Origin of the sequence: Jiella pacifica (genome assembly GCF_010500815.1) — a bacterium.
Classification (GTDB): Bacteria; Pseudomonadota; Alphaproteobacteria; order Rhizobiales; family Rhizobiaceae; genus Jiella; species Jiella pacifica.
Map to the genome: position 1 here is coordinate 104,039 of NZ_JAAAMG010000012.1, position 24,589 is coordinate 128,627.

General features: G+C 68.1%; 19 protein-coding genes. 12 read left to right on the forward strand and 7 right to left on the reverse strand.

The features are described 5' to 3' along the window. Positions 1 to 29: 29 nt before the first annotated feature. Positions 30 to 500, reverse strand: coding sequence for a MarR family winged helix-turn-helix transcriptional regulator (locus GTK09_RS15420; protein WP_246217930.1), 471 nt, complete (start codon positions 498 to 500; stop codon positions 30 to 32). 297 nt (positions 501 to 797) lie between these two features. On the opposite strand from GTK09_RS15420, the gene GTK09_RS15425 reads away from it, so the two are divergent. Further along, complete coding sequence (locus GTK09_RS15425) at positions 798 to 1,211, forward strand: dihydrofolate reductase (RefSeq protein WP_163464070.1); 414 nt, start codon at positions 798 to 800, stop codon at positions 1,209 to 1,211. Here the strand turns inward: GTK09_RS15425 and GTK09_RS15430 are convergent, their stop codons facing one another. Genes GTK09_RS15430 through pabB form a run of 3 tightly spaced genes read right to left on the reverse strand, consistent with a single transcriptional unit; the run spans position 1,212 to position 4,079 of the window. Further along, positions 1,212 to 2,099 (reverse strand): aminotransferase class IV, encoded by an 888-nt coding sequence (locus tag GTK09_RS15430; RefSeq protein ID WP_163464072.1) that lies wholly within the window; start codon positions 2,097 to 2,099, stop codon positions 1,212 to 1,214. Then, entirely contained in the window at positions 2,083 to 2,679 is a 597-nt protein-coding gene (locus GTK09_RS15435; protein ID WP_163464073.1) for an anthranilate synthase component II, read from the reverse strand. The genes GTK09_RS15430 and GTK09_RS15435 overlap by 17 nt, the downstream gene beginning before the upstream one ends. Further along, positions 2,676 to 4,079 (reverse strand): aminodeoxychorismate synthase component I, encoded by a 1,404-nt coding sequence (pabB, locus tag GTK09_RS15440; RefSeq protein WP_163464208.1) that lies wholly within the window; start codon positions 4,077 to 4,079, stop codon positions 2,676 to 2,678. The genes GTK09_RS15435 and pabB overlap by 4 nt, the downstream gene beginning before the upstream one ends. A gap of 195 nt (positions 4,080 to 4,274) precedes the next feature. Between pabB and GTK09_RS15445 the strand changes: the two genes are divergently transcribed. The 3 genes from GTK09_RS15445 (at position 4,275) to GTK09_RS15455 (ending at position 7,536) form a co-directional block, all read left to right on the forward strand. Then, a complete protein-coding gene (locus GTK09_RS15445; protein WP_163464075.1) occupies positions 4,275 to 4,577 on the forward strand; it encodes a hypothetical protein in 303 nt (100 codons plus the stop codon). A 103-nt stretch (positions 4,578 to 4,680) separates the two neighbouring features. Beyond that, positions 4,681 to 6,582, forward strand: a complete 1,902-nt coding sequence (locus tag GTK09_RS15450; RefSeq protein ID WP_163464077.1) for an SH3 domain-containing protein — start codon at positions 4,681 to 4,683, stop codon at positions 6,580 to 6,582. Between the two features lie 48 nt (positions 6,583 to 6,630). Beyond that, the gene (locus tag GTK09_RS15455; RefSeq protein ID WP_281353381.1) at positions 6,631 to 7,536 is read left to right on the forward strand and encodes a sugar kinase; all 906 of its coding nucleotides are present in this window, start codon (positions 6,631 to 6,633) and stop codon (positions 7,534 to 7,536) included. Between the two features lie 57 nt (positions 7,537 to 7,593). Here GTK09_RS15455 and leuC read toward each other — a convergent pair whose 3' ends face one another. Continuing rightward, positions 7,594 to 9,042: a 3-isopropylmalate dehydratase large subunit gene (gene leuC / locus GTK09_RS15460; RefSeq protein ID WP_163464079.1), complete on the reverse strand. Its 1,449-nt coding sequence runs from the start codon at positions 9,040 to 9,042 to the stop codon at positions 7,594 to 7,596. Between the two features lie 435 nt (positions 9,043 to 9,477). On the opposite strand from leuC, the gene tssK reads away from it, so the two are divergent. From tssK to GTK09_RS15500, 8 genes are all read left to right on the forward strand, one after another. After that, a complete protein-coding gene (gene tssK, locus GTK09_RS15465) occupies positions 9,478 to 10,809 on the forward strand; it encodes a type VI secretion system baseplate subunit TssK (protein WP_163464087.1) in 1,332 nt (443 codons plus the stop codon). Further along, the gene (icmH, locus tag GTK09_RS15470) at positions 10,806 to 12,332 is read left to right on the forward strand and encodes a type IVB secretion system protein IcmH/DotU (RefSeq protein WP_163464089.1); all 1,527 of its coding nucleotides are present in this window, start codon (positions 10,806 to 10,808) and stop codon (positions 12,330 to 12,332) included. The genes tssK and icmH overlap by 4 nt, the downstream gene beginning before the upstream one ends. Before the next feature lie 27 nt (positions 12,333 to 12,359). Beyond that, on the forward strand, positions 12,360 to 16,001 hold the full coding sequence (gene tssM, locus GTK09_RS15475) for a type VI secretion system membrane subunit TssM (protein WP_163464094.1): 3,642 nt from the start codon (positions 12,360 to 12,362) through the stop codon (positions 15,999 to 16,001). Next, positions 15,983 to 16,834, forward strand: a complete 852-nt coding sequence (gene tagF / locus GTK09_RS27500) for a type VI secretion system-associated protein TagF (RefSeq protein ID WP_163464096.1) — start codon at positions 15,983 to 15,985, stop codon at positions 16,832 to 16,834. Before tssM ends, tagF begins: the two co-directional genes overlap by 19 nt. Continuing rightward, entirely contained in the window at positions 16,831 to 17,586 is a 756-nt protein-coding gene (locus tag GTK09_RS15485) for a PP2C family protein-serine/threonine phosphatase (RefSeq protein WP_163464098.1), read from the forward strand. The genes tagF and GTK09_RS15485 overlap by 4 nt, the downstream gene beginning before the upstream one ends. Further along, a complete protein-coding gene (locus tag GTK09_RS15490; protein ID WP_163464099.1) occupies positions 17,579 to 19,741 on the forward strand; it encodes a serine/threonine-protein kinase in 2,163 nt (720 codons plus the stop codon). Before GTK09_RS15485 ends, GTK09_RS15490 begins: the two co-directional genes overlap by 8 nt. Positions 19,742 to 19,924: 183 nt before the next feature. Beyond that, positions 19,925 to 20,653 (forward strand): trehalose-phosphatase, encoded by a 729-nt coding sequence (gene otsB / locus GTK09_RS15495; protein WP_163464106.1) that lies wholly within the window; start codon positions 19,925 to 19,927, stop codon positions 20,651 to 20,653. 56 nt (positions 20,654 to 20,709) lie between these two features. Further along, positions 20,710 to 22,146 carry an alpha,alpha-trehalose-phosphate synthase (UDP-forming) gene (locus GTK09_RS15500; RefSeq protein WP_163464108.1) on the forward strand — a complete coding sequence of 479 codons (1,437 nt, stop codon included), beginning with the start codon at positions 20,710 to 20,712 and terminating at the stop codon, positions 22,144 to 22,146. A 122-nt stretch (positions 22,147 to 22,268) separates the two neighbouring features. Here GTK09_RS15500 and GTK09_RS15505 read toward each other — a convergent pair whose 3' ends face one another. Together GTK09_RS15505 and GTK09_RS15510 are read right to left on the reverse strand one after the other, a co-directional pair. Further along, positions 22,269 to 23,414: a YbfB/YjiJ family MFS transporter gene (locus tag GTK09_RS15505; protein ID WP_163464110.1), complete on the reverse strand. Its 1,146-nt coding sequence runs from the start codon at positions 23,412 to 23,414 to the stop codon at positions 22,269 to 22,271. Between the two features lie 212 nt (positions 23,415 to 23,626). Continuing rightward, positions 23,627 to 24,457 (reverse strand): TerC family protein, encoded by an 831-nt coding sequence (locus tag GTK09_RS15510; protein ID WP_163464111.1) that lies wholly within the window; start codon positions 24,455 to 24,457, stop codon positions 23,627 to 23,629. Positions 24,458 to 24,589 lie beyond the last annotated feature (132 nt).

Sequence of the window (24,589 nt, forward strand, 5' to 3'; positions counted from 1 at the left end):
CGGCGGCTCTCCCGAACAGCGGTTGAGAGTCAGCGCAGTCGGCGCAGCCTCTGGGTGAGGATGTCGCCGGCGCGATAGAGGGAATCGTCGAGTTTCGCGATATCGTCCGGCGTCAGCGCCGTCGTGAGGTCTGCCTCCAGCTTCAGCCAGATCTCCCGCACCTGGCGCTGGGCCTCCAGGCCGGCGGGCGTCAGATGCACCATGGTCCGCCGGGCGTCGCGGGCATTGGCCGAGCGGGAGACCAGCCCCCGCTCGATCAACCTGTCGAGCATCTTGGAGACCGTCGACGGCCGGACCGCCAGCAATTCGGCGAGCGTCGAGACGTTGACCGGGTTCTCGGCTTCCAGCCGGTCGAGCAACTGGTCCTGGCCAGGATGCAGATCGATTTCCGCGAGCAAGATCGTCAGGAAGGCCCGCGTCGATTTGGCGATCGACAGGAGCGAGGGAACGAGAACAGGCGGTGACTTGGTGAGCATGCTGGGACTTTTCGCGATCGTCATGATGAAAATCTAATCCCTGCATATGGAGCCAATGTTGGCTGGCAATCATTTAAATGCTTTAGGAATTCCAACTCGGTTTTCCAGCAAACATAGGCTGTCGTGCCGGAGACGGCGGAGCAGACACCCTTTCTGCCATATGAACATGCATCTGAGATGCATGCCGGCGAGAACGATGTTGGCTCGCGAGAGGAGAATATGGCGGAAATCTCGCAAGACTATACCGGGAGAGGCAAGCGGGCTTCCATTCCACCGGCGGCCGCCCATAGAAACGACGATCGAATCTGAGGGAGCAGGACTTTGGCGGATGTGAGAGTGATTTGCGCCATCGGCCGGAGCGGACAGCTCGGCCTGGGCGGCGGCATGCCGTGGGAGGGGCGAACGGAGCGGGCCTTCGTCGAGGACGTCGAGCGCTTCTTCGAGATCACCCGCGGCCACGTGCTGATCGCCGGCCCGAAGACCGTCGCCTCCTTTCCGGACTTTGCCCATGACGAACGGACGATCGTCACGATTCGTTCGCAGGACGAGCCGGAAGAGGTGCTGTCGCGGTTTGCCGGCCGGGTCGTCTATATCGGCGGCGGGCCGGCGGTGTGGACGGCCTATGCCGGTTTCGTCCGGCATTGGGACATCAACACCGTTCCCTATGACGGGGAGGCGGACACCTGGTTCGACCCGGCCTGGCTGCTCGCCGGAGGGTCGGTGCGCCGGAGCTGATCAGCCGCGTGGTTGCAGCGCATCGAGCGACGCTCCGCACTCGCGCGGATCGCGGCCGCATTCCGCGGCGATGGCCTCGCTGAGCTTCGCTGCCAACACAGCGACGACCTCGCTCCGCGGCAGGGCCGCTCCGTCGAGCGCGGTGACCGGCGCGATCAGCCGCAGACTGTTGGCGACGAAGAGCGAACGGTCCGCCGCCATCGCCGGCGTGATCGGCGCCGCCTCGACCGTCAGTCCGAGAGCGTCAGCGTGTTCCAGGATCCACTTGCGTGTGATGCCGGCGAGAACACCCTCACCGAGGCTCGGCGTCGAAAGCTTCGTTCCGTCGGCGACGAAAACATTGGCGAGGCCCGTCGAGGCGAGTCTCCCGGCGGTATTGAGAAACAAGGCGTCGTCCGCGCCCTTCGCCTTGGCCTCGTCGGTGGCCATGACGGCGTCGAGATAGGCGAGCGATTTCAGCCGCGCGGCCGGCGAGGTCTCGTTGCGCCGGATCTTGGTGGTGACGAGCGAGACGGGCCGGAACATCATCGCCGGGACGAGAGGCGCGAAGCTGCCGAAGACGGTCGGATGCGGCGCGGCCGGCAGGCCGAGGCCACGCGGCGCCGGGCCGCGGGTGACGGTGAGGCGGATCGACCCTTCGCAGCAACGGGCCGCCAGCGCCGCCATGGCCTCTTCGAGCCGGGCGGTCGAGACCGGAAGCTTCAGGGCGGCGCAGGCGGCAGCCAGCCGCTGCAGGTGATCGGCCCCACGAAACACGCGCCCGCCGAGGACGAGGGCGGTGTCGAAGACGCCGTCGGCGAGAAGCAGCCCGCGATCGTTCGCGGCGATGGCGCCCGCGGCGGGCCGGAAGGCGCCGTTCAGCCAGATGTCGTCAGTTGTCGCGGTCATGAAACCGCCGCGCCAAGGCGAGGAAGTTGGCGATCATTTCGTCGCCGCCCTCGGTGAGGATCGATTCGGGGTGGAACTGGACGCCCCAGGTCGGGTGGGCGCGGTGCGACAGCGCCATGATCTCGCCCTCGGCAGAGCGCGCGTCGACGGCAAGCTCATCCAGCATCGCCGGCGTTTCCTCGACGATGAGCGAGTGGTAGCGGCCGACCGTCGATCCCGGGGAAAGCCCTTCGAACAGGCTGGAGCGATCATGGGCGATGGTGGAGCCCCGCCCATGCATCGGCCGGATCGCCCGCGTCACCCGGCCGCCGAAAACCTCGCCGATCACCTGATGGCCGAGGCAGATGCCGAGGATCGGCACCTTCCCCGAGAGCCGTCGGACGAGTTCGCTCGATATGCCCGCATCTTTTGGCGCGCAGGGGCCGGGCGAGAGGACGATCGCGTCCGGAAGATCGGCGGCGATGGTATCGACGCTCACCGCGTCGTTGCGGACCACCGTCGTCTCCGCCCCCTGTCGCACGAAATAGCGCGCGACGTTGAAGACGAAGCTGTCGTAATTGTCGATGACGAGGACCTTCATCGCCGATCCTCCTTGGAAGCCGCCTCGAACGCCGCGAAGACCCGCGTCGCCTTGGTGAAGGTCTCCTCGTATTCGGCCGAAGGGTCGGAGAGGACGGTGATGCCGCCGCCGGCGGCAAGCTTCGCCTCGCCCTTCTCGAAGCTGACGGTGCGAATCGCGATGTTGAGGTCCATCGACCCGTCGAAGCCGAGATAGCCGAGAGAGCCGCAATAGGCGCCGCGGGCGGTCTTCTCGATCTCGGTGATGATCTCCATCGCCCGGATCTTTGGTGCGCCGGTGATCGAGCCGCCCGGAAAGGCGGCGGCGATCAGGTCCGTCGCGTCCCTGCCCCCGGCCAGCTTGCCGGTGACGACCGAGACCAGATGATGGACGGCGGCGTAGCTTTCGAGCCCGCACAACACGGGAACCTCGACGGAATCGGCCTCGCAGACCCGGGCGATGTCGTTTCTGAGGAGGTCGACGATCATGACGTTCTCGGCCCGGTCCTTCTCCGAGGCGAGGAGTTCGGCCGAGAGCCTTTCATCTTCCGCGCGGTCGTCGGATCGCTTGGCGGTGCCCTTGATCGGCCGCGCTTCCACCCTGTCGCCGGACAGAGACAGGAAGCGCTCCGGCGAGGAGGAGGCGACCTGTAGGTCGCCGAGGTCGAAGAAGGCGCCGAAGGGGGCGGCGTTGGTGCGCCGCAGCCTGAGATAGAGAGCGAAGGGATCGAAGCCCTCCGGAAGCTTCGACCGGAAGGTCTGGGCGATGTTGGCCTGGAAGATGTCGCCGTCGAGGATGTATTCGCGCACCCGTTCGATGCCGGCGCGATATTGGGGCGCGAAGACGTTCGACCGCCAGTCGAAGCCGCGAGGGAAAGGCGCCTCCGCCACGGGGCTTTCGAGGGGCGCCGAAAGTCGCTCCTCGAAAAGCTCGAGCCGGTGGGCGGCCCGCGCGGCCCGCGCGGCCTCGCCGCGTTCCGGATGGCCAGTGGAGACGAGGAAGGCGCGCCGCTCCACGAGATCGAAGGCGACGACCGCATCGTAGAGACCGAGGCGGATGGTCGGCTTGCCGGGATCGAAATCGGCGGGCTTCGTCAGGCGCTCCAGATGATGGGCGAAATCATAGGCGATCATCCCCATCGCCCCGCCCTGAAACGGCGGAAGCTGCGGCATCGTCGCCGTCGGATGACGCGCCAGAACCGCTTTCAGCGCCTGCAGCGGCGGGCCGGGCAGGCGCTCGCCGTCCAGCATCGCACCCTTCGCATCGACGGTGAAGATGGCGAAGGGGGCGGCCGCGACATAGGAGTAGCGGCCGAGTGCTTCGTGCTGCATCGCGCTGTCGAGAAAGGCGAGCGATCCCAGCGGCCGCAGCTTCTCTGCGGCGACTTCGGGCGGCTGAAAGGGAATCTCGCGGCTTTGCATGGCACCGAATTGGACAGGATTTGCCGCGCTCGTCAAACTGCCCCGATCCTTGCGGCAGCCCGGCCGAACCTGCCGCCGCCCCAGCATCCACGCCGCACGGGGGGACACATCTGATTGATCACATTTGGCTTTTGCCGCCCTCGCTGCAGATTGTCGACAATGATGGTTGGCACCTTCCCGAAAACGGAGTTTCCCATGCGCGTTCTCGTTCTCGTTCTCGTTCTCGTTTTCGCGGCGGCCCTGCCGCTCGCCGGCTGCAACGCTTCTGCCCCCTATCCGAATGGCTCGCCCTTCGTCGGCGCCCGCGTCTCGGCCAATCCCTACCGCCAGGGCACACCGGAATTTTGCCGCCAGTACGCCCGCCAGACTGCCGCGAACACCTATGAAGGCCGCATCGATCGCGGCGAGGACGGCTTCGGCGTCCGCGCCCTGACACGCCAGAGCGCGGCTCGCGACGGCGAACGGGCCTATCGCCGCTGCCTTCGACGGGGGCGATAAGCGGACGCCTCGCAACGCCGGCCGGGGGTGATCGTGCCGGCCGAGTTGCCCTTAGGGCAGGTCGGCGGTATGGACGAACGGAACTGTCGTCTGCGAGGCTGCCATGCGTTCGCCATTCGTCGCTTTCCTGATTGTCGCGGGCGTTCTCCTCGGACCGCCCCCGGCCGAGGCCCAATATGCGCAAGGCTGGCAGGCCTCGATCGAACGTTGGCTCTACGGGCTCGAAAGCCGCACCGCGACGGCCGCCTGCATCGACAGGCTGAAGAACCGGGCGATCACCTTCATCGGCATCGCCGAGGACGAGCCGCGCATCGGCTCAGGCCGGCGGCGCGACCTCAACAGCCTGATCGTCGATGCGATCCCCGGCAAATATACGCCGCGGCTCGGCCGGGCCTACCGACAGATGGTCGAGGGCATCCTGCCGCAGCGGGCGGGGGCGGTCGGCAGCGCCGAGGCGCTGCAGAATTTCTTCGGCTCCGACATGTTCCTGACCGTCGAGCCGGAGCGGCGACTGCCGGAAATCCTGCGGCTCTATCTCGGCCTCACCATCCTGGATCCCGAGACCGGCCAGATCTGCGCCACCGAGACCGGGCCGACCCTGACCCTCGATCTCAACCGCCTCGGCACTGCCGAACTCGCCGACACCTTTTCGAGCCGCGAATTCTACGACGTCGACGGGGCGCTGCGCGAGGCGTCGCTGAAGGCCATCGCCCGGCTGCAGCAGCATCAGCTCCTCAAGGACCCGACGGTGCCGCTCGCCTACCGCGTCACCGCCGATGCCGACGGCGCGGACTGCCGGCTTTCCGATTCCATCGACGATACCTTCAACAGCGCCTATACCGAGCTTTCCGGCGACCGGCAGAGACGCATCAACGAGACGATCGGCGCGACGTCCTGGCCGCTTTTGCGGCGGCTCCCGCCAGAAAATGCCGCCGCTGCCCAGCCGCCGATCGAGGGCGTATTCCTCCAGATCGACGTCGCGCCGGCGCCGGACGACCGACTCGGGGCCGGCGAGGACGGCACGACGAATTCGGCCGTCCTGAAGCTCGACGTCTCCGTGCAGCATTCCAACGGCGCCAATGTCGGGCGCTACGGCTACCGGGTGGTGGTTCCGCGCAGCGAGGTGGCGAACTGCCTGCCGAAGCTGGCGGAGGCTGTGGTGGCGCCCGAGCCCTTGCCGGAAGAGATCGTGCCGCCTGTCCCTGAACCCGATCCCGCGGCGGCCTGCGCAGCCGGCCTCGATGCGGCCCGGGCGGGCGGCTCGGTCGCGATGATCCGGGCGTTCGTCGCGGCAAATTCCGCCTGCGCCGAGGAGCGCCGGCTGGCCGACCTCCTTCTCGATTCGATCGCCGCGAGCTGCGCGGCGGAGGCGGACACCCTTTCGCCGGCACAGGCGACGGCGCGGCTCGACGTGTGCCTCGCCGAGTTTTCCGGCAGCGTTCGCCACGAGATCGGCCTGAAGGCGGCGCGCGACCGCGCGACCTTGCGCGAACGCAGCGCCGCTGCCGAAGCCGAGCGTCAGAAGCGGGAAGCCGCGTTGCGCGACCAGCTCGAAGCCGACTACCGAGCTCGCCTCGAGGAAATCGAATCGCGGCTCGAACGGGAGCGGCGCGAGCGAGAGGCCGCCGAGATCCGCGCCGCCGAGGCGCGCGCCGAAGCCGAGCGCCAAGCCGCCGAAGCCCGTGCCGAAGCCGATCACCGCGCCGACGAAGCCCGTGCCGAGGCCGAAAGACGCGCTGCCGAGGCGCGGGCCAATGCCTCGCGCGGCTCGTCGATCGCCGACGACCTCCGCCGCTGCGTCGTCGCCGATCCCTCGCCGACGCCGCTGAACGTCCGGGCCTCGCCCGGCAATACCGGCAAGGTGATCGGCACGCTGAAGGACGGCCACGTCGTCTTCGTCCTGCGCGAATATCCGGGCGGGAAGCCCTGGGCCTATGTCGCCGACACGGTCGGCGGCGGAACGCGCGAACTCGGCTGGGTGTACCGGCCCTACATACGCTGCTAGGCATCGGGTCCGGAATTTCCGGATTTCACGCCTGGAGGAGCAGCCGTCTTGAGCCAACCGCAGTCGTCCCGTTTCGTCGCGATCGGGGAATGCATGGTGGAACTGTCCGTCGCCGGCGACGGGCTCTATCGCCGGGGTTTTGCCGGCGACACCTTCAACACGGCCTGGCACTTCGCCCGCCAGGCGCCGGCGGGATGGCTGGCAGCCTATCTGACGGGGCTCGGCACGGACGAGATGTCGGAGGAAATGCTCGGCTTCTTCATGGCGAGCGGCATCGAGACGGATGCCGTGCGGCGCATCGAGGGGGCTTCGCCCGGCCTCTACATGATCCACCTGAAGGACGGTGAGCGATCGTTTTCCTACTGGCGGGAGATGGCTGCGGCGAGGCGGCTGGCGGCCGACGAGGACCACTTGGCAGAGGTCTTCGAGAGGGGCGACGCCTTTTACTTTTCCGGCATCACGCTGGCGATTCTGCCGCCGGACGGCCGCGACCGGCTGATCCGCCATCTGGCCGTGGCCAAGGCGAGCGGCAAGATGGTCGCCTTCGATCCGAACGTCCGGCCGCGGCTTTGGCCCGACATGGCCACGGCGCGGCGGGCGGTCGAGGCGGCGGCGCGGGTCTCCACCCACTGCCTGCCGAGCTTCGACGACGAGCGTGCGACCTTCGGTGACGAGACGTCGCGGGAGACGGCCGCCCGCTATCGCTCCGTCGGCGTCGCCGAGGTCGTCGTCAAGGACGGTGCCAGCGCCGCGCTGGTTTCCTGGGACGGCGGCCGCGAGCAGGTGCCCGCCGTTCCGCCGGCCGAGATCGTCGACACGACCGGCGCCGGCGACAGCTTCAACGCCGCCTATCTCGCCGCAAGGCTGCGCGGCGCCGGCCCCGTCGCGGCCACGATCGCGGGGCATCGGCTGGCCTCGCGTGTGGTCGGCGGGCATGGGGCGCTGGTGGAGTAGGGGCCCGACCCGCCCGCACCGGATGGATGCGGACGGCTCCGGCCATTGGCATCCCGACTACTCCGCCGGCTCCATCACGTCCGCCTTCCCGAACTCCCTGACGTCCACGAACCGCCCGGCGATCGCCGCCGCTGCCGCCATCGCCGGCGAGACCAAGTGGGTGCGGCCCTTGTGGCCCTGGCGGCCTTCGAAGTTGCGGTTCGAAGTGGAGGCGCAGCGCTCGTAGGGGGCGAGGCGGTCATCGTTCATGCCGAGGCACATGGAGCAGCCGGCCTCGCGCCATTCGAAGCCGGCGTCCTTGAAGATCCGGTCGAGGCCTTCGGCTTCCGCCTGCAGCTTGACGAGGCCGGAGCCGGGCACGATCATTGCCGAGACGGTGCTCGCCACCTTGCGGCCCTCGACGATCTTGGCGGCGGCGCGCAGATCCTCGATGCGGCCGTTGGTGCAGGAGCCGAGGAACACCCGGTCGATGGTGATGTCGGTCATCTTGGTGCCCGGCGTCAGGCCCATGTATTCGAGCGCCCGCTGCTTCGACTTGCGCTTGTTCTCGTCCGGGATTTCGGCCGGATCGGGCACGGTGCCGTCGATGGTGGTGACGTCCTCGGGCGAGGAGCCCCAGGTGACGATGGGCGGCAAAGCGCGGGCGTCGAGCCTGACCACCTTGTCGTAATGGGCGCCGGGATCGGAGACCAGCGTCTTCCAGTAGGCGACGGCCTTGTCGAACTCTTCGCCCTTCGGCGCGCGGGGCTTGTCCTTGATGTAGGCGAAGGTGGTCTCGTCCGGGGCGATGAGACCTGCCCTGGCGCCCGCCTCGATCGACATGTTGCAGACGGTCATGCGGCCTTCCATCGACAATTGCCGGATCGCCTCGCCGGCATATTCGATGACGTAGCCGGTGCCGCCCGCCGTGCCGATCTGGCCGATGATGGCGAGGATGATGTCCTTGGCGGTGATGCCCTCCGGGATCGGCCCGTCCACCTCGACGAGCATGTTCTTGCCCTTCGCCTGGATCAGCGTCTGGGTGGCGAGCACGTGCTCGACCTCCGACGTGCCGATGCCGTGGGCGAGCGCCCCGAAGGCGCCGTGGGTGGAGGTGTGGCTGTCGCCGCAGACGATGGTCATGCCGGGCAGGGTGAAGCCCTGCTCGGGGCCGATGATGTGGACGATGCCCTGGCGGCTGTCGGCGGCGTCGAAATACTCGACGCCGAAGTCGGCGGCGTTCTTCGCCAGCGCCTCGACCTGGATGCGGCTTTCCTCGTTCTTGATGCCGTTCACCCGGTCCGGCGTCGTCGGCACGTTGTGGTCGACGACGGCCAGCGTGCGCCCCGGCTGATGCACCTTGCGGCCGGCGAGGCGCAAGCCCTCGAAGGCCTGCGGGCTGGTCACCTCGTGGACGAGATGGCGGTCGATGTAGATCAGCGACGAACCGCCTTCCTGGTTCTCGATCAGATGGGCGTCCCAGATCTTGTCGTAGATCGTGCGGGGCTTTTCGCTGGCTTCAGTCATGGGGTCTCTCCCGGAGGGCGGCGGGTCGTCCGTTCGAAAGGGCGACGGCCGCAACGCATTGGTTCGGATCGATGATGGCGAAACGGCCGCGCTCTGCGGCAGCCGGGCGCTATCTGCCGCCGGCGACCGTCAACCGGTAGAAGAACCGGCCGGGCAGGCGCACATGATCGGAGAGCTTGGCGAAGCCCTCGCTGGTCGGCAGCCTGACGCGCCCTCTGGCGCGCGACCATGCTCGCAACAATCCGTTCATGGCGGGGAAAATAACAACTCGCCCCCGCCATGACAATCGAATGGTTCCAGAGCGGCCGCCGCGAGCGCCCCTCGCCGGACGGAAAGGTTGCGTCCGAGCCGGGCGAGACGCCGGTTGAACAACCTTCGATTTGCAGTTATCCATTTATTTCTACTTTTTGGTGCATTCGGAGCAGCGCTCGCCCGATGTCGTGGTACAGCAAGGTCGCCTGGACGGAAGGGCTATTCCTGCGGCAGCACCATCTGCAGCAGCACGACCGCTATCTCGAGAAGCTGATCGAATGCCGCGTCCGGCATCTGTCGCCCTACCCTTGGGGCTTTGCCGAGATCGAGATCGACGGCGACCTCGCCCAGCAGTCGAAATTCGCCCTGCGCAAGGCGGCCGGCATCATGCCCGACGGCACCCCCTTCGACATGCCGGGCGTCAGCCCGCTGCCCCAGCCGGTCGAGGTCGCGGCGGAAGCCGGCAATCTCTTCGCCTGGCTGACAATGCCGGCGGCGATCGCGCTTGGGCGCGAGCTCGACATGGCGGAGGCGAGCAGCGCCAGCCGCTATGTCACCGGCACCTTCAAGACCATCGATTCGGTGTCGGCCATGCCGCTGGAGGAGGCGATCGAGGTCGCCCATCCGCGGCTTGCGCTCGACATTCGCGAGACGCCGCGGCCGGGCTTTCACTGCCTGAAGGTGGCGCGGATCGTCGAGGTGCGGGACCGCACCATCGTCTTCGACCAGAGCTTCGCTCCGCCGGTTCTCGTCCTCGATGCCAGCCGGGTGGTGGCGGGCTTTGCCGAGCGGGTGATCGGCTGGGTCGACAACCATCTGGCGACGCTCGCCCGCTTCGCCGCCGATCCGTCCTCGCGCGGCGGCCTGCAGAACATCGACTATCTCCGGCTGCAGATGCTGAACCGGGTCATCGGTGGGCTGAAGCATCTTGCCGCCTCGCGCTACACCCATCCGATCGAACTCTACCGCGAGCTCCTGTCGATCGCCGGCGAACTCTCCACGTTTTCGCCCGAGCGCCGCGCCAGGACCTATCGGCCCTACGACCAGGACGACCTCAGGGCGAGTTTCGAGCCGGTGCTCGACGACATCCAGCGGCTGCTCAACATCGATATCGGCCGGCCGATCCGCCTCGATCTCGAAGAGCGCGACAAGAATCAGTTCGTCGCCCCGATCAAGAACCGCAATCTCTTCCGCGACGCGGTCTTCGTCCTGGAAGTCTCGGCCGCCCGGCCGCAGGGGCAGATCCGGGCCCGCTTCCCAGACCTCTGCAAGATCGGCCCGACCACCTGCATGGAGGAGATCGTCCACATGCACCTGCCGGGCATCCAGCTGATCGAGATGCCGACGCCGCCGCGGCAGATCCAGACCTTTTCCGACCGGGTCTATTTCCGGCTCGACAAGCAGTCACCGCACTGGCCGGAATTCTCGGTGGCGCCCGGCATCGGCATCCAGGTCTCGGCCGACTGGCCTGAGCTTTCGATGGAACTCTGGGCGATCCAGGAGGGCTATCGATGACGGGCTCTGGCGACGGCTGGGGCGACCGCACGGTCATCCGTCCCAATCCCGGTGGCATGCGCCAGAATGGCCAGCAGCCAGCGAACCCGTCGTCGAGACAAGATTGGGCGCAGCCCGTGCGGAAGGCGGATGGCGGCTGGGTCGGGTCGCCGGGCGAGGCCCGCCCGCCCGCTTGGGCGCGGGGCGGCGAGGCGCCGGGCGGCTGGCAGGCGCCGCGCGCCGGCCAGGAAACCCACGACTTCTTTCCCGAGGATCGGCCGAAACAGGAAGACCGGCCCCCGGAACGAAAGATCCCGCTCGCCGCGGTGATCGGGGCGCGCGAGGGCGAGCGGATGGCAAGTGCCAATCCGCTGCTCGATGCCGCAGCGCCGCTGCTCATTCTGATTGGCCGCCTGAGACTCGGCGTCGTCGAGATGGAGGCGGCGCCTTTGATGAACCACGTCATCTCCGAGATCGAGGGCTTCGCCAGGAAGGCCGTCGCGGCGGGCTATTCCACCGACGATGCGCGGCGCGGGCAATACGCCCTTTCGGCCACCGCCGACGACATCGTCCAGAACCTGCCGAGCCGCGAGCGGGCGGAATGGCTGCGCTATCCGATGCTGGCGCGATTCTTCGGCGTGCGCGATTCCGGTGTCGAGTTCTTCGAGGTGCTGCGCGACATTCTCGCCAATCCGGCGGCGGAATACGACCTCCTCGAACTCTACCATGCCTGCCTGTCGCTCGGCTTCGAGGGCAAGTACCGCACCGGCCACGGCGGCGACGCCGGGCTCTCCAACGAGCGCCGGCAGGTCTACGAGGCCCTGCGGCGGGTCAGGGCGAGGGCCGACGACGACATTTCGCCGCGCTGGCGCGGTCAGGCGATCGGCGCGCGGGCGCTGCGGGCAGCCATCCCGGTCTGGGTCGTCGCCTCGCTCGCGGCGGTGTCGCTGGTCGCCCTGTTCTTCACCCTGCGGATCCTGCTCGCCGGGGAGGCCGAGGCGGTCGCCGGCGAACTGGCGGAGATGAACCTGAAACCGTTGCCGACGCTCGTTCGGCCCGCCAGCGCCGAGATCGTCCAGCCGCCACCGCCGCAGACGACGCAGCTCGAACGGATCCGCGAGGCGCTGGCCGGCGAGATCGGCAAGGGCGGCCTCGACGTCGTTCCGGTCGGCGACAGCATCACCATAAGGGTCGACAATTCGCTCCTGTTCGACAGCGGCAGCGCCGACGTCACGCCCGCCTTCCAGACGCTCGCCGCCGACATCGCCGGGGCGCTCGACGACGAGCCCGGGCAGATCTTCGTCACCGGCCACACCGACAACGTCAAGCTGAGCGGCTTCGGCCGCTTCAAGTCGAACCAGGACCTGTCGCTCGCGCGGGCGAAATCCGTCGAGGCGATCCTCGCCGAGGGCCTTTCCGACAAAGCGCGGATCGTCGTCGAGGGCCGCGGCGCCGACGTGCCGATCGGCGACAACGCGACCAAGGAGGGCCGGGCGCGCAATCGCCGGGTGGAGATCGCCATCCCGCGGGAGGAGACCCTTTGATGCCGACGAAGAGCGTGTGATCTGCCGATGAACCGACTTCTCTTGCCCGTCCTCGTCGTCCTCGGTCTTGTGGCCTTCGCGGCCGTCGTCTGGCTTGCGGGGCCCTTCATCGCATTTGCCGATGTCAGGCCGCTGGGGTCCGGCTGGGTGCGCTTCGCGGTGATCGCCGTCGTCGCGCTGGCGGTCGGCCTCGTCTACGGTATCCGCTCCTTCAGGCGTCGCCGGCGGGAGAAGGCATTGGAGGCGGCGCTGATCGCCGAGAACGGCGAGGCGGAGATCCTCGGCGACGGCGCCGTCCTCTCCGACCGCATGGACGACGCCCTTGCCGTCCTGAAGAAGTCGAGCGGCAAGAGCACCTATCTCTACGAACTGCCCTGGTACCTGATCATCGGTCCGCCCGGCTCCGGCAAGACCACCGCGCTGGTCAATTCCGGCCTCGAATTTCCGCTCGCCGGGCCCGGCGGCCCCGCTGCCATCGCCGGGGCGGGGGGCACCCGCTACTGCGATTTCTGGTTCACGGAAGATGCCGTGCTGATCGACACGGCCGGCCGCTACACGACGCAGGATTCCGACGCCAAGGCCGATGCGAAGAGCTGGCTCGCTTTCCTCGCCCTCCTCAAGGCAAGCCGGCCGCGCCAGCCGATCAACGGCGTCATCGTCGCGATCAGCCTGGAAGATTTAATGACCCTGCCAGCGGCGGAAACGGAAGCGTTCGCGACCCGGATCCGCGACCGGCTGACGGAGCTTCACCGCGAACTGAAGGTCGATTTTCCGGTCTATGCGCTGTTCACCAAGGCCGACCTCGTCGCCGGCTTTTCCGACTATTTCGGCAGCTTCACCCGGGCGCGGCGGCAGAAGGTCTGGGGGGCGACGGTGCAGAGCGGCCGGCGCGATGCATCCCTCCTCGACAAGGTGCCGGAAGAGTTCGACGCGCTGGTCCGGCGGCTGACGGAGGAACTCACCGACCGGCTGCACGAGGAGCCGGACCGGCATTCGCGCATCGCCATCTACGGCTTTCCCGCCCAGTTCGCGATGCTGCGCGAGGCGGTCCTCGGCATGCTCGGCCGCATCTTCGAGCCGACGCGCTACCGGGCGAAGGCGAGCCTCAGGGGCTTCTACTTCACCTCCGGCACCCAGGAGGGAACGCCGATCGACCAGCTGCTCGGGGCGATGGCGGGGATGGGGACCGGCGGCTCGAACGGTCGCCGCTCCGCCGGCGGCCTGATGTCCGGCATGGGTCGCAGCTTCTTCCTGCATGATCTGTTGAAGAAAGTGATCTTCGCCGAGGCCGGCCTCGTCTCCCACGACCGGGCGGCGGTGATGCGCGGCCTTGCGGTGCGCTACGGCGCCTTTGCCGCGATCGGTCTCGTGGCGTTCGTTTTCGCCGCGCTGTGGGGGCTCAGCTACGTCTCCAACCAGAGCCTGATCGCCGCGACCCGAGCGGACGTCCACAGATACAACGAGGCGGCGGGCCCCGATCTCGAAGCGAGCGAGATCGCCGACGCCGAGGTGGCGGGGCCCGCCGCCGCCCTCGACATCCTGCGAACGATGGAAGTCGGCTACGACAATCGCGACCGGCCGGTTCCCCTTGTCGAGGGCTTCGGCCTCGCCGTCAGGCCCGAACTCGTCTCGGCGGCAGGGATCGGCTACCAGGCCGGCCTCGACAGGATGCTGAAGTCGCGCATCCTTATCGACGTCGAAAATCATCTCGCCGGCCTCGTCGCCGCCAACCAGCCGATGCCGACCTTCGACGCTTTGAAGGTCTATCTGATGCTGAGCGGCGAGGCGGCGAAGGTCGACGCCGCCTTTGTCGGCGACTGGCTGCGCCGCAATCTTTGGCAGGATGCATTCGTCGGGAACGATGGCCCGCACCTTATCGAAGCGCTCGACCGGCATGTCGCGGCGATGCTGTCGTTTTCCAGGCGCAGGGAGGCCGACTACGGCCTCAACGCCGACCTCGTCGACGACGCCCGCAAGACGCTCGCCCGCATGACCATCGCCGATCAGGTCTATGCCACGATCCAGTCCGGTGAAGCGGGCGCGATCGCCGCCTATCCAGACTTCGTCCTGGCCGACCGCATTCCCCAGGATGCCGATCTCGTCCTGCGCACCCGCGACGGGACGCCGGTGGAAAACGTCCGGATTGCGATGCTCTACACATATTCCGGTTTCCACGAGGTGTTCCTCGACCGCCTGTCGCGGGCAGCGCAGCGTTTCGAGGACAATCGCTGGGTGCTCGGCGACTATGGCGACCAGACGGCGATCGAGAACCAGCTGGCCAATCTCGGGCCGGAGCTTCTGGAGCGCTATGGCCGCGATTTCGTCGCCGCCTGGGAGGGCATGCTCGATAATCTCGAACTCCAGCCGATGGCCGCCGACAAGCCTTTCTACCGGGCGCTCGGCGCCCTCGGCGCGCCGACCTCGCCCCTCGTCGTCCTGGTCGAGGAGGTGGCCCGCGAGACCGAACTGACCAAAAGCGAGGCGGAGGAGCAGTCCGGTACGGTCGCCGACAAGAGCGACGCGTCGATGGCGGCGGATTTGGCGAGCGCGGTGAAGACGCGGATCAGCGATCGCCTCAGCGGGCTGTCGCGCATCGGCCTCGACATCGCGGTGCGCAAATCCCAGAGCCGGCTGGGCGCCTTCGCCGGCCAGGGCGGCGGCGCCAATCCGGTCGAGCTTCTCTCCGGCCGCAACGTCGAGGCGCGTTTCCGCCCCTATCACCAGCTCGTCGACGGCGCGCGCGGCACCCGGCCGGTCGACGCCCTGCGCCAGAACTTCGCCGAGGTCCACAAGACCCTCGTCACCATGGAACAGAATCCTGCTTCGGTCGGCCAGGGCGAGGCGGCGATGCAGGGCTATGTCGGCACGCTGCGCTCGACCATCTCGCGGCTGCCGGAGCCGGTCGCCCGGATGGTCCAGTCCGCCGTCAACGACATAGAGGGCGGGGCGGTCGACGCCTCGAAGGCCGAGCTCGCACAGGATCTCCAGGGGCGCGTCACCCGCGATTGCCGGCGCATCGTCGACGGGCGCTATCCCTTCGACCGATCGAGTTCCAGCGACGTGTCGATCGCCGAGTTCTCGCGGCTGTTTTCGCCGGACGGCATCATCGACCGCTTCTTCCAGCAGAAGCTCGCCCCCTATGCCGATCTCAGCGGCAAGAGCTGGCGCTGGCGCGACGACACGCCACTCGGCCGCTCGTTGTCTCCGGCGACGCTGGCCGATTTCCAGCGCGCCGCGACGATCCGCGACGCGTTCTTTCCGCAAGGCGGCGGCGACCCGAAAGTAACGTTGCGGGTCGAGCAGACGACGCTCGACGGCGATGCGCAATATGCCATGCTCACGATCAACGATCAGGTCCTCTCGGCCTCGCCGCAGGGCTCGTCTTTGAGCCAGTCCCGAACCTTCGAGTGGCCTGAGGAAAGCAGCGGCAACGCGGCGGTGCATCTGATGCCGCCGGCGCCCGGCCGGGACCACAAGCTCGAACGGGATGGTCCCTGGGCCGTGTTGCGCCTGATTTCCGCCGGCTCGCCGCAAAAGCGCGGCGACGTGATCCAGCTGCGCTATCCGATCGGCGGGCGATCGGTCAGCTATCAGGTGAAGATCGACACGGCGCTGAACCCCTTCTATCTCCCGGCGCTGACGGAGTTCCGATGTCCGGCGGAGCTTTGAACGACTGGGCGCCGAGCGCCGCTGAGTCGCGCATCGATAAAGGGCAGCGAGAGGATGCTGCCGGTCGCGCCGAAGCCGGCCCGGCCGCGGCGACGGCGGCGGTCGAGGATGCCGGCGCCCTCTTCGCCCTCTACGGCAAGCTTCCACAGCGGCGCGATTTCGTCACCCATGCCATGCCGCAGGCGCTGCTTGCGCCGTTCGAGACGTTTCTCTCTGCTGGAATGGGGCAGGCGCGGCAGGATCTCGGCGAGGCCTTCCCGGAAGACTATCTGGTGATGCCGGCCTGGCGGTTCTGGATCGGGCCGGCCTGCTTCGGCCATGCGGCGCTCGGCGCGCTCGTTCCCTCGGTCGACGGGGTGGGGCGGCATTTTCCGCTGGCGATCCTCGCCGTCGCGCCGGAGGGAAGGGGCTTCGAACACCCGATGGTCGACCCGGCCGAACAGGTGCTCCAGGCGATCGAGGCGCGGTTGATGGCGGCGCTTGGCGCCGAGACGGGGGCGCCCTTCGACGGGGCGGCGATCGCCGCCGGTCTCGAACCGCCGGCGCTGCTGCCAGCCGTCGTCGGTACGGGCGGGTTGCCGGGTGCAGGACCGGGAGAGCCGTCGGGCGGGGACGGGGCTGTTGCCCTCGAGGCTTTCCTGCAAGGCGCCCGTCTGGAAGACCATCGCCGGCTCGCGGCCGGCCTGTCCTATTTCTGGACGGCGGGGCATGGCGGGGTAAGGCCGGCGCTGTTCGTTCGGACGGGCCTGCCGGCGTCGGCCGATTTCGCCGCCATGGTCGCTGGTGTCGCGCCGCAGGAACTTCGGCCGGGCGAGGCGGAGTTGCCGTCGTGACGCGGCAGACGTTCCGCTTCGACGTTTTCGGGGCAAGCCATGTCGGCCGGGTGCGCGAGCTCAACGAGGACCGCTTTCTCGTCGATGCGGCGACTGGCGTCTTTGCCGTCGCCGATGGCATGGGCGGCCATCACGGCGGCGAATTGGCGAGCGCCGCGATCGTCGAACGCCTGGCGACGGTCGGCATCGCCACGACGGCCGCCGACCTCAGGGCCCGGGTCGAGGCCCGGCTGATCGCCGCCAACGAGGCGATTCGGTCGCACGGCGCGGCGGCCGGCGCGACGGTCGGGTCGACCGTCGTCGTGCTCCTCGTCTTCGGCGACCGCTTCGCCTGCCTGTGGGCCGGCGACAGCCGCCTCTACCGGCTGTCGCGCGGCATACTGTCGAAGGTAACCCGCGACCATTCCAAGGTTCAGGAACTCGTCGACGCCGGCCTGATCTCGCCCGGGGAGGCGGCGACTTGGCCGGAACGCAACGTCATCACCCGTGCCGTCGGCGTCTCGCCCCGGCTCGATCTTGAGAGGGTCTCCGAGACAGCGAGGATCGGCGACGTCTTCCTTCTCTGCAGCGACGGGCTGACCGGCCATCTCGGCGACGACGAGATCGCCGCTCTGCTGGCCGGCTCCGACGCGAGAGCGGCCGCCGAGGCGCTGATCGCGGCGGCGCTGGAGCGCGGTGGCGGCGACAACGTCACGGTCGTCGTCCTGCGCTGCCTTTCAGCCTCTTCCTGGCCGGGAAGCGATCATGGCTGACGAAACCCTCTTCAGCCCCGGCGAGCGCGGCTCGGCGCCGCGAACCGAGGCCCACCGGCCGGCCGCGCGGCTCGAACCCGGCACCGAACTCAACGACACCTATGTCGTCGAAGCGCTGCTCGCCACCGGCGGCATGGGCGAGGTCTATCGCGGCCGCAACCTGGCGACCGGCGAGACGGTGGCCATCAAGGTGATCCTGCCGGAGTTTGCCGGCGATCCGACCTTCATGCGGCTGTTCCTGCGGGAGGCCGAGACGCTGGCGCGGCTTAACCACGACGCCATCGTGCGCTCGCATGTCATGACGATCGATCGGCGGCTCAACCGGGCCTATTTTGCCATGGAATTCGTCGAGGGCAGGTCGCTGAAGGAGATCGCGTCCCAGGCCCCGCTGAAGCCGGAGGCGGTGCGGCTGCTCCTCCTGCGGCTCGCCTCGGGCCTCGACGTCGCCCACCGGGCCGGCATCGTCCACCGCGACCTCTCGCCCGACAACGTCATCCTGCCGGAGGGCGACGTCGAGCGGGCGAAGCTGATCGACTTCGGTATCGCCAAATCCGCCCGGCCGGGCGACAATACGATCCTCGGCGACAGCTTCGCCGGCAAGGACAACTTCGTCTCGCCCGAACAGCTCGGGGACTTCGGGGGTGACGTCACCGGCCGATCGGACGTCTACAGCCTCGCCCTCGTCGCCGTGGCGGCCCTGCGTGGCCGCCCGCTCGACATGGGCGGCAGCGACTTCGACCGGCTCGACAAGCGCCGCCGCGTGCCTGATCTCGCGGACGTGCCGCCGCCCCTGCGCGGCCTTCTCGACCGCATGCTCCAGCCCGACCCGGAAAGCCGGCCGGACGGCATGGCCGAGGTCTGCGTCGCGCTGATCGACATGGAGGGCGAGCTTTCGGGTGAGGGTCCGGTGGCTCGCGGCTGGCATCCCGGCCGCTCGCGGGGCGGCGCGATGGGCGTCGCGCCGCAGCATGCCGGACTTGGCGCCGAGGAGACACCGGCCGGCAAAGGGAGGGCCGCCGCCTCCCGCCCCACCGACCGCGCCTCGCGTGGCCCTGGAAGCCGAGGCGGGCGGTGGATGATCGTCGTGGCCTGCACGCTGTCGGCGTTCGCGATCCTTGCCGTGGGGGTCGGCTGGCTTTGGCCGGATGTCGTATTCTCACCGTCGAGCGAAGTCGCTGACGGTGGCGCGCCGGCCGATCTCGTGGCGGAGCGGATTGGCACGGCGCCGGACGAGGCAGCGGACGCCGACACCCCCGCGCCGACCCAGCGTCCTCTCGACGACGCCGCAGACCGGCCGCAACCGCGGCCGCTGCAAGCCGAATCCGCCGAACCCGCGGCGACCGCCGAAGGCGATCGGCAGGCAATGCTCGGCGATCCCGCGCGGCCGGACGGCGACGGGTTAGGACAACCGGCACGGCCCGCGCCGCTGGAGCCCAGCCAGAAGCCCGACGCGCCGGATCATGACGGGGAGCGCCAGCCCGATCCTTCGCTGCCCGACGAGATCGGGCCGTTGCAGGACAGCGGCGAAGCCCTGGACGACACCGCCCGCTTCGTCGACTTCATCCAGCGCTTCGACGGCGGCAGCTGCTTCTACGCGATACCGGCCGACGTCGCCGACACCGCCGTCAGGATCGAGGCCTATGGCGGCGACGTCGTCCCGGCCGAGCGGCTGCTGCGGCAATTTCAGGTCCGCTTCGGCATTGAGCCGGACATCGGCTTTCGCCCTGTGACCGAGCGCCAGTGCGCCGCCCTCGACTTTGCCGCCGAGCGGCGGACGGAGGGGGGCGATCGGGCCGCCATCGCGCTTCGAGAGGACATCGTCGCCAGCGGCGAGACCGTCCGGGCGCGGATCGAAGGTCTCGGCGCGAGTGAACTCGTCGTCCTCTTCGTCGACGGCCGCGGCTTCGTCCAGGATGCGAGCGCCGCGGCCAGGCGGCGGGGCGATACGGCCGAACTCGGTCTCGTCGCCCATCTCGACGGCGATGCGCCGGAGCAGCATTTGATGCTGGCGATGACGTCGACGATCGCCCTCGGCCCTCTCCTGCCGAAGTTGCCGGCCCAGGCGGCATCGGTGTTCGCCCGGCTGGACGAGCGGCTGAAGCAGAAGGCGATCGGTGTTTCGGTCAATCTCAAGTCGCTGCGGATCGGCCGCTGAAGCCGATGCCGGACTCTCGCCCCGCCGCGCGCGGCAAGGCCGGATTGTCTACGGTCATTGACCTTGACGGCAAACGGTCGGTGGTCTTTTTGGATACAAATTGCGATTGCCCGCCCTATCTAAAGGACGACGAAAATCAAACGTAATCGCCAAGCCATTTTGGATCGAACCGGCCCGAGACCGATGAAACGCCCCCCCGCGATCGACCCGACAACCCATGCTCTTTTTCTCGACTTCGACGGCACGCTCGTCGAACTTGTCGACGATCCGAACGAGGTCGCCCTGGCGGCCGATCGGATCGAACGCCTCGCCGAGATGACCGATCGGCTCTCCGGCGCGCTCGCGGTCGTCAGCGGCCGCAGGATCGCCGATCTCGACCGGTTTCTCGCGCCGCTCGCCTTTGCCGCCGCCGGTGTCCACGGGCTGGAGCGCCGCCGCCGGCCTGAGGGCGAGATCGAATTTCTGATGCAGCCCGAGGCGTTGGATCCGGTGCGCGACGCAGTGGCGCCGACGCTCGAGGCCAATCAGCGGCTGCGGCTCGAGGACAAGGGCACCGCCCTCGTTCTTCACTATCGCACCGCACCGGATCTCGCCGAGGCCGCCAAGTCGGTGATGCGCCAAGCCGTTGCCGGGCGCGACGACCTCGTCGTCATGGAAGGCGACAACATCGTCGAGGTTCATCCCGCCGGCATGGACAAGGGTAAGGCTCTTGCCGACTTCATGGCTGCGGCGCCCTTCGTGGGCAGGATTCCGGTCTATCTCGGCGACGACACGACGGACGAATTTGCGTTGAAGATCGTCACCGACATGCGAGGCATTGCGATCAAGGTCGGCGGAAAGGAGAGCGTTGCGGAGTATCGCCTCGCCGACGTCGCCGACGTTCATCATTGGCTGGACGTCTGCGGAATTTGACGAACGAACGATCGGCCGGGTGCGCCCGGCCGGCAGGACGAGGAGGAAGGGAGACAATGGCTGAGGGGCGTCGCCGTCTTGTTGCGGTATCGAACCGGGTCGGACCGCTGAACGACGAAGGCAAGGCGGGTGGGCTGGCGGTTGGCCTGTCGGACGCGCTGAGGCGGCGCGGCGGGCTTTGGTTCGGCTGGAGCGGCAACACTTCGTCGGAGGGAACCTTCAGCGAGGCGGTGACCGAGATCGAGGGCGAAGTCGCTCTCATGACCATCGACATGAATGAGGAAGAGCTCGACGGCTTCTACTATGGCTACGCCAACCGCTCGCTTTGGCCGCTCCTGCACTATCGGCTCGACCTCGCCGAGTTCGACCGTCAGTCCGATCGGATCTATCGCTCGGTGAACCAGCGCTTCGCCGCACGGCTGGCGCCGCTTCTGGAAGAGGACGACCTCGTCTGGATCCACGACTACCATTTCTTCTACATGGGGTCGGAGCTGCGCCAATGCGGTTTCAAGGGCAAGATCGGCTTCTTCCTGCATATCCCCTTCTGCCCGCCGGAAATCTTCACCGCCCTGCCGGCCAGCCATGACATCGTCCGGGCGATGCTGGCCTATGACGTGATCGGTTTCCAGACCGACACCGACCGGCGCAACTTCGCCAATTTCTGCGTCCGCGAACTCGGCGGCGAGAAGCTGCCGGGCCACCGCATCAAGGTCGGCGACCGGATCGTCGTCGCCGACAGCTTCCCGATCGGCATCGACGCTCCCGGCTATGCGCGCTTCGCAGTCTCGCCGGAAGCCGGCGAGCACGAGGAGATGGTGCGCGGGATCGCCGGCGACCGGCTGCAGATCATCGGCGTCGACCGGATGGATTATTCCAAGGGTCTCGTCGAGCGCTTCCGCGGCTTCGAGCGTCTGCTGGAGGAATATCCGGAAAATCGCGGCACCGTGCAGTTCCTGCAGGTCGCGCCGCTGTCGCGCTCGGAGCTCGATGCGTATGTCGAACTTCGCCGCGAACTCGAGGAGCTCGCCGGCCACGTCAACGGCCGCTTCGCCACCCTCGACTGGACGCCGCTGCAGATCATGACGCGAGGCTTCACCCGGCGGGCGCTCGCCGGCATCTACCGGGCGGCGCGTGTCTGCCTCGTCACGCCGCTGCGTGACGGGATGAACCTCGTCGCCAAGGAATACGTCGCCGCGCAGGACCCGGACGATCCCGGCGTGCTCGTGCTGTCGCGCTTTGCCGGTGCGCGTTCGGAGCTTCAGGACGCGCTGGTGGTCAATCCCTATTCGACCGACGACATGGCGAGAGCTCTGCAGCGGGCGCTGACCATGCCCTTCGACGAGCGGAAACGCCGCTGGGAGAAAATGCGCGAGGCCGTGTTCCACGGCACCTCCGCCCATTGGTGCGACGGCTTCCTGCGTCGGCTGGAGGCGGCGGGAGGCGACGATGACGGCCCGGCCGCCGAGGCGGCCGCCGAGGCGCATCCTTCCTGACCGAACGCTCGGTGACGTCCTGGACGGGCCTTGCGGAGAACCGCGGGTTGCCTCGAAAGCGGTCACGATCGGCCAAGGCCGGCGAGCGGGGTGGCGTCGTCAGGCCCGCCCGCTTCGAGCCCTCATGCCGTGCGCCCGCGAATCGCCCATAGAACTGCGATGAGGCCGAGGGTGAGGACGCCGGCGGAGGCTGCGAGCGGCAGCGTGTAGTCGGCTTCCGCCGAAACCAGCATGCCGGCGGCGTAGGGGCCGACCATCTGGCCGAGCCCGAATCCGGCCGTGAGCACCGCAAAGCCGCGGCCGCCGAGCCCGTTTCGGCCGAGCGGCAAGGTCAACAGGGTGATGGCGATGAAGGTGCCGCCGAAGAGGATCGCTCCGACCAGCGCGGCGGCGGGCGCGCCGCTGATGACCGGCAACATGACGCCGGCGATCTGCGCCACATAGGCCGCGGCCAGGGCGGCCGCGAAGCCGATCTTCTCGGCGATCCTCGACCAGAACAGGCAACTCGGCAGGATTGCGAGGCCGGTGACGATCCACACCCAGTCGCCCAGCGCCTCGATGCCGGGGCGGGTCTTGATCAGCGCGACGATGAAGGTCGCGAAGACCGAATAGCCGAGGCCCTGCAGCGTATAGCCGACGAACAGCGGCCAGAAGGGCAGGGCGCGCGGGATCCGCCGTTTCGGATCGGCCTTGCGGATCGAGGCCGGCAGATCGCGCTCGCGCACCAGCATCAGCGGTATCGGCAGGAGCAGCGCCGTGATGGCGCCGATCAGCACCCAGAGCGTCGACGATGCGATCGTGTCGACGAGAAGGTGAACGACGAGGCCCGAAGCAGCGACCCCGGCGCCGACGCCGCCGAACACCCAGGCGAGGCGCCCTTCCTCCCCGACCTTCGCGAGCCGTTCGGCGATGATCCCGGCAGCCGAGATCATCGCGAAGGCGCTGGCGAGACCCGACAGGAGGCGCAGGATCAGCCAGAGCGTGACGTCGTCGGTCAGGCCCATGAGGATGGTCGTCGCGACGCTCGCCGCGAGGCCCCCCTGAAAGGCGAGGCGGCGTGATGTTCCCCGCGAGGCGAGGGCGGCGAGCATCGAACCGGCGAAATAGCCGGCGAAGTTGGCGCTGGCGATCAGCCCGGCGACATCCGGCCCGAAGCCGTACTGGCGTTGCATCAGCGGCAGCAGCGGCGTGTAGAGGAAGCGCCCGACGCCCATGACGATGGCGAGCGTGAGGCTCCCTCCGAGGAGAAGTCTGGTCGTCGGATGCATGGGCGATCGGCAAGAGGGGGAGGAAACGCGGATCGAATCCGCAGCGATGGAGTCGGCTCGACGCTGATCTAAAGGACGCAGCCCCGGCGGCCATAGCCGCCAGGACGAAATTACTCCATGGGACCGATCTCACAGCGCATGGAGGGGACGGCGCGGCCGGGCGTTCCGCTCCGCCGTTCCTTGCATGCTCATGCAGTGTCGTCGCGCGGGCCTCAGGTCACCGTCGGCGGCGCACCATGGACCTGCGCCGGAACCTTGATCGGCTCGTCGTGCGTGGTCGATTCCGCCTTGGCACCAGCGGCCTTTTCGCGGTCGAGCCGCCGCTTGCGCTTGGCGAGGATGTTGAGGAACTCGACCAGCGCCGAGAACGCCATCGCCGCGTAGATGTAGCCCTTCGGCACGTGGAAGCCGAGGCCGTCGGCGATCAGCGTCGTGCCGATCATCAACAGGAAGCCGAGGGCGAGCATGACGATCGTCGGGTTCTGCTCGATGAAGCGCGACAGCGGACCGGAGGCGAGCAGCATCACCATCACCGCGGCGACGACGGCGATGACCATGATGCCGATCTCGTCGGTCATGCCGACGGCGGTGATGATCGAATCGACCGAAAAGACCAGGTCGAGGAGCAGGATCTGGAAGATCACCGCGCCCATGGTGACGGTCGCCGCCTGGGAGACGATGGTGTCCTTGTGATCCTCCGGATCGACCGAGTGGTGGATTTCCTTGGTCGCCTTCCAGACGAGGAAGAGCCCGCCGGCGATGAGGATGAGGTCGCGCCACGAGAAGCCGTGGCCGAACAGTTCGAAGATCGGCTCGGTCAGCTGGACGATGATCGCCACCGTCGACAGCAGGGCGAGCCGGAGGATCAGGGCGAGACCGATGCCGGCACGCCGGGCCGTCGCGCGGCGGTTCTCCGGCAGCTTGTTCGACAGGATCGAGATGAAGATGAGGTTGTCGATCCCCAGGACGATCTCCATCACCACCAGGGTGAAGAGCGCCACGTAAGCGGTGGGATCGGCGAGGAAATCGAACATGTCGGCCATCGGGGCTCCAGGGCACGAGGTGGTCGAACGTCAAACTGCCGGGAGAGGCGGCGGCCTTTCCTGGCGTGATCGGCTCAAATTGTACGGTCGCCCGCGATCACTGCATCCGGGCAAGCAGCAGATGTGGCGGCA